At 71.7% G+C, this 12,871-nt stretch carries 9 protein-coding genes; 6 read left to right on the top strand and 3 right to left on the bottom strand.

The features are described 5' to 3' along the window. Window positions 1–268: 268 nt before the first annotated feature. Entirely contained in the window at window positions 269–2,248 is a 1,980-nt protein-coding gene (locus AB0L37_RS32985) for an alpha-galactosidase (RefSeq protein ID WP_365513863.1), read from the bottom strand. A gap of 234 nt (window positions 2,249–2,482) precedes the next feature. Between AB0L37_RS32985 and AB0L37_RS32980 the strand changes: the two genes are divergently transcribed. The 5 genes from AB0L37_RS32980 to AB0L37_RS32960 all read left to right on the top strand — a co-directional run bounded on the left by AB0L37_RS32980 (window position 2,483) and on the right by AB0L37_RS32960 (window position 9,210). Then, window positions 2,483–3,532, top strand: a complete 1,050-nt coding sequence (locus tag AB0L37_RS32980) for a LacI family DNA-binding transcriptional regulator (RefSeq protein ID WP_365513845.1) — start codon at window positions 2,483–2,485, stop codon at window positions 3,530–3,532. Window positions 3,533–3,621: 89 nt separating this feature from the next. Further along, complete coding sequence (locus AB0L37_RS32975) at window positions 3,622–4,950, top strand: ABC transporter substrate-binding protein (RefSeq protein WP_365513842.1); 1,329 nt, start codon at window positions 3,622–3,624, stop codon at window positions 4,948–4,950. Further along, on the top strand, window positions 4,950–5,870 hold the full coding sequence (locus AB0L37_RS32970; RefSeq protein ID WP_365513839.1) for a sugar ABC transporter permease: 921 nt from the start codon (window positions 4,950–4,952) through the stop codon (window positions 5,868–5,870). Before AB0L37_RS32975 ends, AB0L37_RS32970 begins: the two co-directional genes overlap by 1 nt. Then, a complete protein-coding gene (locus AB0L37_RS32965; RefSeq protein WP_365513836.1) occupies window positions 5,867–6,682 on the top strand; it encodes a carbohydrate ABC transporter permease in 816 nt (271 codons plus the stop codon). The genes AB0L37_RS32970 and AB0L37_RS32965 overlap by 4 nt, the downstream gene beginning before the upstream one ends. Window positions 6,683–6,747: 65 nt before the next feature. Then, entirely contained in the window at window positions 6,748–9,210 is a 2,463-nt protein-coding gene (locus AB0L37_RS32960; RefSeq protein WP_365513833.1) for a CBM35 domain-containing protein, read from the top strand. A gap of 49 nt (window positions 9,211–9,259) precedes the next feature. On the opposite strand, the gene AB0L37_RS32955 is transcribed toward AB0L37_RS32960, so the two are convergent. After that, window positions 9,260–10,783 carry a carboxylesterase family protein gene (locus tag AB0L37_RS32955; RefSeq protein WP_365513830.1) on the bottom strand — a complete coding sequence of 508 codons (1,524 nt, stop codon included), beginning with the start codon at window positions 10,781–10,783 and terminating at the stop codon, window positions 9,260–9,262. A 276-nt stretch (window positions 10,784–11,059) separates the two neighbouring features. On the opposite strand from AB0L37_RS32955, the gene AB0L37_RS32950 reads away from it, so the two are divergent. Next, a complete protein-coding gene (locus AB0L37_RS32950; protein ID WP_365513827.1) occupies window positions 11,060–12,076 on the top strand; it encodes a LacI family DNA-binding transcriptional regulator in 1,017 nt (338 codons plus the stop codon). Window positions 12,077–12,104: 28 nt separating this feature from the next. Here AB0L37_RS32950 and AB0L37_RS32945 read toward each other — a convergent pair whose 3' ends face one another. Then, window positions 12,105–12,824 (bottom strand): hypothetical protein, encoded by a 720-nt coding sequence (locus AB0L37_RS32945; protein WP_365513824.1) that lies wholly within the window; start codon window positions 12,822–12,824, stop codon window positions 12,105–12,107. Between the last annotated feature and the right edge of the window lie 47 nt (window positions 12,825–12,871).

Here is a 12,871-nt window from a genome sequence, read left to right as displayed (position 1 = left end):
GTGACTTCGTCGAGTGTGCGGACCTGCACGTCGCCGGCCATCTGCTCGTAATGGGCGAGGATGGCGGGAGAGTGGCGGGAGCTCACGCCGAGCCCCCGCTCGCACCGCCCCCCCCGCGCGCGCCCCCCCGCGCGCACCGCCCCCCGCTCAAGCCGCACCCCCGCTCACGCCGAGCCCCCGCTCGCACCGCCCCCCCCGCTCGCACCGAGCCCCCCCGCTCACGCCGAGCCCCCGCTCGCACCGCCCCCGCTCGCACCGAGCCCCCCGCTCACTCCACCCCCACCAGCCGCACCAGCACCACCCCCGGCCCCTCCTCCGGCAGCGACACGGCCAGCCGCTCCCCGTCCCAGTCGGCCGTACCGCCCCCCGCGGGGAACAGCACGCGCGCCGTCGCCGGACGCCCCCGCAGATGCGGTACGGGAACGGACTGCCGCGCCGCGCCGCCCCTGCGCCACACCGTCACGTAGTTCGTGGAGCCCGCCCGCATGCCGAGCGCCACCCACGGGTCCTCCCACTCCGGGAGACCCAGCGGCCAGAACGGCACGGCCGTGCGCAGGTCGTCGCGCAGGCCCCGGTACACGTCAAGGGCCTCGCGCACCCGCGCCCGCTGCTCCGGCGCCATCCGGTCCAGGTGCCCGGACAGGTGGACGCGGCCGAGCAGCGCGGAGCCGAGCGTGAACGCGTTCTCCGCGTCGCTGAACTCCGGCTGCGGATACGCCCAGACGGCCCCCTGTTCCGGCGGAACGACGGTCGGCGCCGCCGCCGCGATGGGCGGATACCGCAGCAGATCCTGCTGGTCGCTCGTCGACTGCACCTGCGTCACGGCCAGCGAGGCGCCGTCCATGCGCATCCCGCCGGACGCGCAGTTCTCGATCACCAGACGGGGGTACCGGTCGAGCGCGCCCCGCAGGAAGTCGAGCCAGGCCCGCCCGTGGCCGAGCAGGGGGCCGCCGGGGGAGACGGTGATGTTGTAGTCCAGCTTCAGGTAGCCGACGCCCCAGTCGCCGACGATCCGGTCGACCGTCGCGTCCAGATGCGCCCGCGCCGCGGGGTGGCGCAGGTCGAGCTGGTGCCGGCCGTGCTCCGTGACTCGCACCCCGTCGAGCCGGACGAACGCCTCGTCGGGCAGCGTGCGCGCCATCTCCGAGCGGACGCCGACGACCTCCGGCTCCAGCCACAGGCCCGGAACCATGCCGCGCAGCCGGATGTGATCGAGGACGCGGCGGATCCCGCCGTCGGGGAAGCGCAGGTGCGCGGGCTGCCAGGCCCCGACGCCGTCCCACCACCCCGGGGCGTCGTCGTACCAGCCGGAGTCGATGCAGAAGTACTCGGCGCCGACCTCCGCCGCCGCGTCGATGAGCGGCAGCAGCTTCTCCGTCGTGGGGTCGCCCATGAGTGTGTTCATGTAGTCGTTGAAGACGATGGGCAGCGTGGTGTGGTCCGGGTGCGGGCGGCGCACGGCCCGCCGGTACGCCGTCAGGGCCCCCACCGCGTCCTCGACGTCGCAGCCGAGGGCGAGCGCCGCCCACTCGGTGGTGAACTCCCTGCCGGGTACGAGGAGTTCGCGCCATTGGTGCGCCGCGTCCGTCGGCCCGTACAGCGCCGCGTACGTACCGCCGTCCGCCTCGCCCGCGTCCCAGCCCCAGCCGACCGCCGATTCGATCTGCCACACCCAGGCGCGGCCGCCGCGCCGGTCGGTGAGCGCGCCCATCGCCAGATGGCCGTCGGTCGGCCAACTCCCCCTGCTGGCCAGGGTGTAGGCGGCCCTCCCGTCGTGCTCGTGGAACGCGCGCCCGATGTCGGGCACCGCGCGCCGCAGCGGCTCGCTCTCCCAACGGCACTCCGCCAGCCAGTCGTTACGGGCCCGGTGCACCTCCAGTTCGCCGGGCGCGGGCAGGGCCCCGAGCAGCAGGCTGCTCACGGACTGAAGGACGATCGGTTCCGAGCCCTCGTTGCGGACCGTCACCCGGGCCCGAACGACCGGCACGCCATCGGGCGACGTCCACTCGACGACGGCACTCAACCCCGTACCGGGATCGGCCAGTTCGACGACCAGGCGGTGCAGATCGCCGTCCCGATCGGCGCGGTGCGCGCGGTACCGCAGCCGGCCGCCGAGCGGCGAGTCGACGAACCGCGGCCCCGACCAGCCCGCCCCGTGCCCGACCGCCGTGACCTCCACGAGCGGCAGCCGCCCCCGCGCCTCGGTGTCCCCGAGCCGTGCGATCCACACCCGCCCGTCCGCCGCCACACCGCACCGCACGTGGAGCGCGGAGTGACCCCAACTGACGTACTGGGCGGCGTCGTCGGGGCCGGGGGAGTGCTCCCGACGTCCCTCGTCCAGACCCTCGTGCACCTTCGCCTCGGTCAACGTCTCTCCCCATGCGTCCGGTGGGCGCGGCAGTGGGCGGCGTTTCGCGTCCGCCGCGTGAATCCCTCGTTACGGTCTCTTGACGACCCTCGTGTGACCGGTCACAATCCTGGCATGAATGTGACCGGTCACACAAGGAAACCGGACAGTCCCCGAAGCGTGAGCATCAGGGACGTCGCCGCCGCGGCCGAGGTGTCGTACCAGACGGTCTCCCGCGTGATCAACGGGCATCCCAGCGTCAGCCCCGCCACCCGCGAGCGGGTCCTCGCCGCCATCGACGAGCTGGGGTTCCGGCGCAGCGCCGCCGCGCACGCGCTGGCCAGCGGCCGCACCAAAGCGGTCACCGTGCTCACCGCCGACACCACCAACCACGGCTACGCGCACATCATCCAGGGCGTCGAGGAAGCCGCCCGCGCCGCGTCGTACGCGATGGGCATCGGCGTCCTGGAGTCGGCGGACGAGGCGGCGGTCCGGGCCCAGGTCGAGCGGGCCGTCGACGCGGGCGGCGGCCTCATCGTGATCGCCTACGATCCGGCGGGCGTCCGCGCCCTGGCGGCCGTGCCGCAGGGGCAGCCGGTGGTCGGCGTCGTGGAGACCCCCGCGAAGCCGCCCGCCGGGCGCAGCCCCTGGGTGTGGACCGACGACCGGGTGGCCGCCCACGAGGCGACCCGCCACCTGCTCTCCCTCGGCCACCGCACCGTGCACTACGTCGCGCTGCCGTCCAGCACCCGCCGCACCCCCACCCGTACGGCGGGCTGGCGGGCGGCGCTGCGCGAGGCCGGCGCCCCCGAACCCCGTCCCGTACAGGGAGGTTGGGGGCCGCGCGCCGGATACGAGGCGGCGAGCAAGCTCGCCGCCGACCCGTCCGTCACGGCGATCCTGTGCGGCAACGACGACATGGCCATCGGCGTGCTCCGCGCCCTGCACGAAGCGGGCCGCCGGGTACCGGACGACGTGAGCGTGGCCGGGTTCGACGACACCCCGCACGCCGCGTACCTCACCCCGTCGCTGACCACGGTGCGGCTCGACTTCACCGGCCTCGGCCGCGCCGCGTTCGGCCTGCTGCACGGCGTCGCCGAACAGGACGCGCCGGTCGCCCCGCACCCCGTGGTCTCCGCCCCCGAACTGGTGGTCCGGCAGAGCACCGGACCCGCGCCCGCCTGAGCGCACCCCCAGCACGGCAAAGTCAACCCGCCCCGCGCCGCCACGAGTTGGACCGGCGCGGGCCCCTCCTCGCAGTGAGGCATACCCGGATGACCGAGCGACGACTTCTCCCTGCCCTGGTGCTGATATGCGCCACCGCCCTGACCGCCACCGCGTGCAGCGACCCCACCGCGAGCAGCGGCACCCCGGACGCCGCGAGTGACAGCAAGGTCGACCCGACGGCCGAGCTCGACGGCGTCCGCCTGACGATGTGGACCGCCCAGAACACCGTCAACGCCCCCAAGCAGGTCATCGACGCCTTCGAGAAGGCGACCGGCGCCCGCGTGGACACCCAGGCGATCCCCGACCTGTACGAGCAGAACGTCCCCACCAAGCTCGCCTCCGGCGACAAGCCCGACCTCATGTTCTGGCAGCCGTCGATCTCCACGCTGCCCTTCATCCAGCCCCAGCAGAACCTGCTGACGCTCGACAAGGAACCGTGGGTCGACAAGCTCGGCGACACCGAGAAGAAGCTCGGCGTCATCAAGGGCAAGCGGTACGCGGCGATCGTCACCAGCCCCGCCATGCTCGGCGTCTACTACAACAAGGACGTCTTCAAGAAGGCGGGCATCGCCGACGACCAACTGCCCAAGTCCTACGACGAGCTGCTCGCCCTCGGCCACCAGATCAAGGACAGGACCGACGCCGCTCCCTTCTACGAGGCGGGCGGCGACAAGTGGCCGCTCCAGTGGCAGATGCAGGTCCAGCTCACCGACCTGCCCGCCACCTGGTGGACCGACCTGAACCGCAACAAGGAGAAGTGGACCGACCCGGTCGTCGTCAAGGCCGTCACCAAGTACAAGGACAAGCTCCTCGGCGCGGGCCTCGCGCAGAAGAACTACAAGACCGGCACCTTCACCGGCTCCGCCGACGCACTGTGGAACGGCGACGCGGGCATGGTCCTCAACGTCACGTCCTTCCAGTCCCAGCTCCAGGCCAAGCACTCCACCGCCGAGCTCGACAAGAAGCTCGGCTGGTTCCCGATCTCCAACTCCTCGGCCACCGGCATGTACTCACCGGACCAGACGAACGGTGTCGTCGCCTTCAAGACCGGCGACACCAAGCGGCAGAACGCGGCCCGCCAGTTCCTCGACTTCTGGCTGGAGACCGACTACCCCGCCTACATCAAGGCGATGAAGATCCCGTCCGTGCAGCCCGGCGTCCCCTCGCCCGACGGGCTCCCGCAGACCTCGCAGGCCCAGATCAAGGCGCTGCCCACCGCCAACGGCGTCTTCCAGGCGAAGGCCATCGTCGCCCCCGACACGCACCTCTACCTCGCCGACATGATCTACGGGAAGAAGTCCCCGCAGCAGGTCGCCCAGGCGATCCAGGACCAGTTCGCGCAGGTCGCCAAGGCGCAGAGCGCACCGGGCTTCTGATGAGCGCCGACACCGCGGTCCGGCCCGCGGCGACCGGCCGCCGCGCTCCGCGGCAGGTCGGCCGGCTGCCGCGCGCCGCCGTCCATCACCCCTGGTGGTTCGCGCTGCCCGCCGTGCTCTTCTTCCTGGCGTTCTTCCTGCTGCCGAACCTGCTCAACTTCTACTACCCGTTCACGAACTGGTCCTCGTACCACGCGGACATCGCGTTCACGGGCCTCGACAACGTCCGCACCGTCCTCGACGACGGCTCCCTCGTCCGCGCCCTGCGCACGACCCTGATCTACGCGGCCCTCGCCGCCCTGTTCCAGAACGCGTTCGGCCTCGGGCTCGCCCTCCTCCTGGAGCGCGACACCCGCTTCAACCGGTTCTTCCGCGCCGTCTTCTTCCTGCCGGTCCTCATCTCCGCGCTCGCCGTCGGTTACGTCTTCCAGGCCCTGTTCGACCAGGACGGGGCCGTCAACTCCCTTGCTGGGCTGGACATTCCGTGGCTCGGCTCGACGACGTGGACGCTCGTGCTCGTCTCCGCGGTGCACGGCTGGAAGTGGATGGGCCTGTCGATGCTCATCTACCTCGCCGGCCTGAAGGGCATCCCCGGCGACATGCTGGAGGCGGCCCGGATGGACGGTGCGGGGCCCTGGCGGACGTTCCGCTCCGTGCGCTGGCCGATGCTCGCGCCCGCCGTCACCTTCAACGTGACCACGGCCCTGATCGGCTCGATGAACACCTTCGACATCGTGCAGGCCACGACCGGCGGCGGCCCGGCCGCGTCCACGGAGGTCTTCAACCTCTACATGTTCCGCGTCTTCGGCCAGGGCCTGTACGCCCAGGCCTCCACCATGAGCCTCGTCCTCTTCCTCGTCGTCGTGGCGATCGCGATCCCGCTCGTCGTCGGCCTGCGCCGAAGGGAGCAGCTGCTGTGATCCGCTACTGGCGCCACGTCACCGTCCTCGCCCTCGCCGGCATCTCGGTCGGCGTCCCGCTCTGGCTCGTCGTCGTCACCTCGGCGAAACCCCAGGGCGAGGCCGTCAAGCCGAACCTCTCGCTGCCCCACCACTGGCAGCCCGCGAGCAACTACGCCGACGCGCTCGACCAGGGCAAGATGCTGCGCGGCATGCTCAACTCCCTTGCGGTGGTGCTGCCTTCGGTCGCCCTGGTGCTCGTCCTCGGCGCCGCTGCCGCCTGGGTCTTCGCGCGCCGCAAGTCCAAGCTGGTCTCGGCCGCGTACGCCCTGACCATCAGCGGTCTGCTGCTGCCGCCCGCCGTCATCACCATCGTCATGGAGCTGCGCCAGCTCGGCCTCGCCAACACCAGGCCCGGCATGATCGCCGTCTACACCGGCATGTACCTGTCGACGTCGGTCTTCTTCATGACGGGCTTCATCCGCACCATCCCCCTCGAACTGGAGGAGGCCGCGCGGATGGACGGCGCGAGCCCCTTCCGGATCTTCACCAGGATCATCCTGCCGCTCCTGCGCCCGGTCGTCGCCACCGCGACGATCATGGTGATGCTCTACGCCTGGAGCGACGTCTTCTACGCGTTCTTCGTCCTCGGCGGCGGCGACGCGGCCACCCTCCCGCTCAACCTCTACCAGGTGGCGAGCGCCCAGTTGTATCTCAACAACTGGCATCTCGTGTTCGCGTACGTCGTGGTGATGAGTCTCCCGATGGTCGCGGTCTTCCTGGTGGCGCAACGCAAGATCGTGTCCGGAATCACGAGTGGAGCCGTCAAATGACCTTTCCCCGCGCAAGATCCCGAACCTCAACAGCTTTCGCAGCACTGGTACTTGGAGCATGCGCCATGGCAGGAACCCTGCACTCCGCCCCAGCCGCGCAGGCGGCGACGCCGCGCCTGTCCGTCGACCTCTCCGCCTCCGAGGGCCCGGTGACGCGCGGCGCGAACGGTGCCCTGTACGGACTGAGCGACGACGGTGTCCCGAGCGACGCGGCCCTCGCCCCGCTGAAGCTGACCAGCATCAGCCAGAAGCCCGACGGCGGCCTCCAGCACCCGAACGGCGACGCGGTCGAGGTCTCGAAGTCGTTCCTGCGCAACAACGGCGCCACCGGCGACGTGAACATCATGATGCAGGACATCTACCAGCACTGGCCCTACGAGGACCTCGGCATCGACGACTACCTCACCAAGGTCGACTCCATCGTCAAGAAGGTCCGCGACGCCGACCACAGCGACCGCTTCGTCTACGTCCCCTTCAATGAGCCCGACTGGATCTGGTACAAGCTCAGCGTCGCCGACCAGGCCACGTACGAGAAGAACCGCGACCGGTTCCTCGCCGACTGGAAGACCGTCTACCAGCGGATCCGCGCCCTCGACCCGGACGCGCGCATCGCCGGCCCGAACGAGGCGTACTACCACGGCCGCTTCCTCCCGGACTTTTTGTCGTTCGCCAAGTCGAACAACGTTCTGCCGGACGTCATGACCTGGCACGAACTGTCACCGGACTCGCTGCGGTACTTCCAGTCGAACTACGACAACTACCGCGCGCTGGAGAAGCGGCTCGGCGTCGGCCCGCTCCCCGTCAACATCGACGAGTACGCGAACCGCCGCGACCTCTCCGTCCCCGGCCAGCTCGTCCAGTGGGTCGGCATGTTCGAGCGGAACAAGGTGAAGGCGAACCAGGCGTACTGGGACGCCGCGGGCAACCTCTCCGGCAACGTCGTCCGCTCCAACATCCCCAACGGCGGCTGGTGGCTGTTCCGTTGGTACGCGGGACTGACGGGTGACACGGTGAAGGTCACTCCGCCCACCGCGAACGCGATCGACACCCTCCAGGGCCTCGCCTCCTACGACACCGGCCGCCGACAGGCCCAGGTGCTCCTCGGCGGCGCCGACGGCGACACGGACGTCACCGTCACCCATGTCGACCCGAAGGTCTTCGGCACGCGCGTCACCGCCACCGTCGCCGAGACCGCCTGGTCGGGCTACGAGGGCGCGCACCCCGCGCCGCAGGTCCGCTCGCGCCTGAAGCTGAACGTCGCCGCCGACGGCACCGTCACCGTCCCGCTCAAGGCCCTGCGCAAGATGTCCGCCTACCGCGTCGTCCTCACCCCGGCCGGCAAGGGCGCCCCGCGCACGGCCGACGTCCCCTGGTCCGCGTCGTACGAGGCGGAGGACGCGGCCGTGACCGGCGGCGAGATCCGCACGCTCGGCACCGTCGGCAACGCCAACGGCTACGCCGCCTCCGGCACCAAGGACGTCAGCCCGCTCGCCGCCGACGACAGCAAGGCGACCTTCACGGTCACCGTCCCGCGTGCGGGCCGCTACGACCTGTCCGTTCTCTACGGCAACCACTCCGGCGCCCCCGCGACCCAGCGCCTCACCGTCGACGGCACACCTGTGAAGACCCTGACCTACGGCTCCACCGAGAACGACAGCTACCGCGGCAAGCAGGACGGCACCACCCTCGAACTCGCCGCCGGACAGCACACGTTGACGTTCACCCACGACACGGGCGCCGTCTCCCTCGACCGCATCGACCTCACCGAGCACCGCACCCCGGCAGCCTCGTACGAGGCCACGCTCGCCGACATCAGCGGGCGGGTCGGCTACGACTACGCCGACGCGACCGGCACCGGCACGGGAGCCCTGGACCTGCGCCCGGGCGGCAAGGCCGTCTTCGACGTGTACGCGCCCCGCGACGGCTACTACACGGTGACCGCCCGCGCCTCGGACCCGGTCCGCCTCGCCCTGCACGGCGACACCGTCGCCGCCCGCCCGGACCGGCCGCAGCGCCTCTACCTGGTGGCGGGCAACAACCGCGTCACCGCGACCGGCGCCACCCGCCTGCGTTCCCTCGACGTGAGCGGTGACGGCTCGGCCCGCGACGTCCTCACGTACAACGCCGCGAAGGCTCAACTCGCGGGCGGCGCCCGACTGGTGGACAGCGCCCACGCCTCCGGCGGCGCCTACATCGACGCGCTCGGCGGCAGCCCCGACAGCACCGCCACGTTCACCGTCGACGCCCCGCGCGCGGGCTCGTACGTCCTCGTCGTCTCGTACGCGCACAACGACCGCCGCGACAACGGGCACGCCTACAACACCGACATCCTGTCCCGCACCGCGGAGCTCACCGTCGGAGGCACCACCCACAAGGCGACGTTCAAGAACACGTGGAGCGAGGACGACTTCTGGACGCTCGGCGTCCCGGTCACCCTCGCAGCGGGCGCCAACACGGTCACGATCGGCAACGCGACCGGGCCGGCGCCCGGCGTCGACCGCATCCAGCTCGCGCCGGTGCGCGGCTGAGCGACGGCGGGACACCCGGTCCCACGGGTGTCCCGCCCACGCGGCACGATCAACTCCGCGCCACGGGCTCCGGAGTACCCAGATCCAGCGGGCTGAAAGCCACGTCCTGCCACAGCCGCCGCGAGGCCTCCTGCGGATACGGGCCCGTGGCCGACGGCGCGTCGAAGATCCGGGTCAGCCGCTCACCGGTCCGGTAGGGCTCCCAGCCGGGGTTGCCGTGCGCGGCGAACGCCGTCCACGCCTCGCCCATCTCCGCCGACAGGGCCACCGCGTCGGCCGGGGCCTCGCCGCCGAAGAACATCCGCGAGAAGTCGTTGTCCAGGGTGCCGAAGACGAGCGGCACGTCGAGCGCGTGCGCCGCCCCCAACGCCGGTGACTGGTAGGCCAGTTCGTAGAGGTGGGCGGGGCCGCCGCCGGCCGCCTGCGCCTCGGCGAGCCGCTCGCTCGGCATCCGGAACAGCCAGTCCGACATCACCAGCTCCTGCAACAGCGTCGGGTCCGCCGACGGGTACGCGGCGCGGTACCCGTCCTCGGCGTGCGGCCCGGGGCCGAAGCGGCGCAGCGCAAGGGCCGCCTCGCCCTCGGTCGTCGTCCCGTACCGGCCCCCGAGCATCGCGAACAGACGGTACTCGTCCCGGTTGTGACCCACCATCAGATTCACGTCCCGTGCCGAGCCCGCGGCCAGCGCCGTCCACGGGTCGACGGGCAGCACCTCCCCGTCGACCACCGGGGAGAACGGCGTCATCGTGTGCGCGACCCGGCCCCAGCGGTCGGCGTACGAGGGCAGCTCCCGGATCAGCGCGTCGGTGGCGTCACGCAGCGCCCCGGGGGAGTGGGCGGCGAGTTCCGGGGCGCTCGCACCCGGCGCGCCGAGCCGCTCCGCGATCCGCGCGCCGACATCCCGTGCCAGCTCCCGGGTGAAGAACGTCCCCGGCACGCTCTGCGCGATCGCCCCGCGCACCAGGCCCGCCGCCGACGGCATCGCGAGCAGCGCCGCCACCGAGCCCGCGCCCGCCGACTCGCCGAACACCGTCACGCGGTCCGGATCCCCGCCGAACGCCGCGACGTTCTCCCGCACCCAGCGCAGCGCCGCCACCTGGTCGAGCAGTCCCCGGTTGGCGGGCGCGCCGTCGAACACCGCGAACCCCTCGGCGCCGACCCGGTAGTTGAACGTCACGACCACCGCACCGCGCCCGGCGAGCGCCGCGCCGTCGTACGGCGGCCCGTCCGCGGACCCGGTCAGATAGGCGCCCCCGTAGACGTAGACGAGGACCGGCAGCCGGGCCGCACCGGGCTGCGGCGACCACACGTTGACCGTCAGCCACTCCTCGCCGTCGGCCCCCGCCGGGCGCGGGATCCCGGCGGTCAGCGACTGCGGAGGCGGCGGCCCGAACGCGAACGCGTCCCGCACCCCGTCCCACGGCAGCGCCGGCGCGGGCGCCGCCAAGTGCAGCGCCCCGACCGGGGGCTGGGCGTACGGGATGCCGCGGAAGACGCTGAGCGGCCCCTCGCGGAGCCCGCGGACGAGTCCCGTCGTGGTGCGCACGGGGGCGGTGGCGGTGGCGTCGGTCATGCGGTGTGTCCCTCCGGATGGCGATGCGAGCGGGCGGGTTGCCGACCACACGGTACGAAGACGGCCCCCGGTCAGTATTCTGTGGGGGGCCATTTCGAGGAGGGGGTACGGTCCGCCCCTGTCGAAACCTCGTCGAAGCGCTTCGACGAACTCCTGGACAGGCCACTGTGGACCCCCATAGGGTCGGCATGTCGAACGGTCATCGACACCCGCCGACGCCGAAACGCATCGCATCGCAACGCTTCGGTGTCCCTCGTCCCCGCTCAGGAGAACGACATGGTCACGCTCGCAGAGGTCGCCCGGCACGCGGGAGTCTCCGCCAGCACCGTGAGTTACGTCCTCAGCGGCAAGCGGTCCATCTCCGCCGCCACCCGTGAGCGCGTCGAGAGCAGCGTCCGCCAGCTCGGCTACCACCCGAACGCGGGCGCGCGGGCCCTGGCCAGCAGCAAGTCGAACATCATCGCGCTGATGGTGCCGCTCCGTACCGACATGTACATGCCGGTGATGATGGAGATCGCGATGGCCGTCGCCACCGCCGCCCGCACCCACGGCTACGACATCCTGCTCCTCACCGGCGAGGAGGGCGCCCAGGCCGTGCGCCGCATAGAGGGCAGCGCGCTCGCCGACGCCATGATCGTGATGGACGTCGAGCTGGACGACGAGCGACTGCCGCTGCTGCGCTCCGCGGGCCGCCCCGCCGCGCTGATCGGACTGCCCGCCGACGCCACCGGGCTCACCTGCGTGGACCTCGACTTCGCCGCCGCCGGCGCGCTGTGCGCCCAGCACCTCGCCGACCTCGGGCACCGCGAGATCGCCGTCATCGGCGAGGCCGCCGCCGTCTACGAGCGGCGCACCGGGTTCGCCGAGCGCACCCTGACCGGCCTGCGCGAGCGCAGCAACGAGCTGGGCCTGCGCCTGCTGCACCGCCCCTGCGAAGGCTCGTACGCCTCCGTGTCGGCAACGTTGTCGCGGATCTTCGACGAGCGCCCCGGCACCACCGCCTTCGTCGTGCAGAACGAGGCGGCGACCGACCCGCTGCTCGCCCTCCTGCGCCAGTCCGGGCGCGCGGTCCCCGAGGACGTCTCGGTCGTCGCGGTCTGCCCCGACCAGGTCGCGGCGCACGCCTCGGTGCCGCTCACCTCGGTCGCGGTGCCCGCCCAGGAGATGGGCCGGCGCGCCGTCGAGCAGGTCATCGCGCGGATCGAGGGTCGCGGCTCGGACGAGGAAGTCGTGCTGCTCGCACCGGAGTTGACGCTGCGCGAGAGCGCGGCCCAGGCCCCGGCCGGGGTCTGAGCCGCGCCCGCTCCGGTGCCGTACGAGGTCAGCTGCTGGAGACGTTGAAGCTGTTGGTGCGGAAGTCCAGGCCGCCGGACGACGAGGTGATCTCGAAGCCGAACTGGACGTCACCGATGGTCTCGTCGCCCCACCAGCCCTTGGTGTCCTTGATCCACTTCAGGATCGGCAGGATGTTCACCGTGCCGGACGTGGAGTCCGAGGTGCGCAGGAACGAATAGACCTCGTTGGCACCGTTGTCGCCCTTGTAGACGGTCCACGTGTGACCGCCGAGCGTGAGGGTCCCCTGCGAGGTGCCGAGCGGCCCGACGGCACCGTTGTAGTTGACCCAGAGCATGACTTCGTGGTCGTAGTCGCTGTCCCAGATGTCGTACGACGTGTTGTACGCGCCCGAGGACGGCACCGTCACGTTGTAGCTGCTGGTGAGGGAGGACAGCGAGCTGAGCGGCTTGTTCACGACCTTCTTCGCGTTGGGATAGGACTTGATACCGCCCGTGTTGGGGTGGTTCGCCCAGACGCCCCAGTTCGACGAGGAGTTGGCCCAGATCGACTGGGGGCCCGCGCCCGAACCCCAGATGTTGTTGTAGAGCGTGTACCCGTCCGATGTCGTGTAGCTGCCCCACTGGTCGGACGACGACCAGACGAGGGCCTCGGCGGGCGATGCGGCGAGGGCGATCACCGCTCCGGCCGCGAGGGCGGAGCCGAGGAGGGTACGGCGGGGGATCGAGCGTCTTGCGGTGGCTGCCATGGTGTCCCTTTCCATGGTCGGTCTCACTCGGGTGGGGGGATGGAACC

The organism is Streptomyces sp. NPDC052225, assembly GCF_040679615.1.
Lineage (GTDB): Bacteria > Actinomycetota > Actinomycetes > Streptomycetales > Streptomycetaceae > Streptomyces.
This window is presented reverse-complemented; position numbering and strand designations above follow the sequence as displayed.

Coding starts and splice junctions, on each gene's coding strand:
- AB0L37_RS32980 (WP_365513845.1), top strand. CDS start 2,483: ATGAATGTGACCGGTCACACAAGGAAACCGGACAGTCCCCGAAGCGTG.
- AB0L37_RS32950 (WP_365513827.1), top strand. CDS start 11,060: ATGGTCACGCTCGCAGAGGTCGCCCGGCACGCGGGAGTCTCCGCCAGC.
- AB0L37_RS32945 (WP_365513824.1), bottom strand. CDS start 12,824: ATGGCAGCCACCGCAAGACGCTCGATCCCCCGCCGTACCCTCCTCGGC.
- AB0L37_RS32960 (WP_365513833.1), top strand. CDS start 6,748: ATGGCAGGAACCCTGCACTCCGCCCCAGCCGCGCAGGCGGCGACGCCG.
- AB0L37_RS32955 (WP_365513830.1), bottom strand. CDS start 10,783: ATGACCGACGCCACCGCCACCGCCCCCGTGCGCACCACGACGGGACTC.
- AB0L37_RS32975 (WP_365513842.1), top strand. CDS start 3,622: ATGACCGAGCGACGACTTCTCCCTGCCCTGGTGCTGATATGCGCCACC.
- AB0L37_RS32970 (WP_365513839.1), top strand. CDS start 4,950: ATGAGCGCCGACACCGCGGTCCGGCCCGCGGCGACCGGCCGCCGCGCT.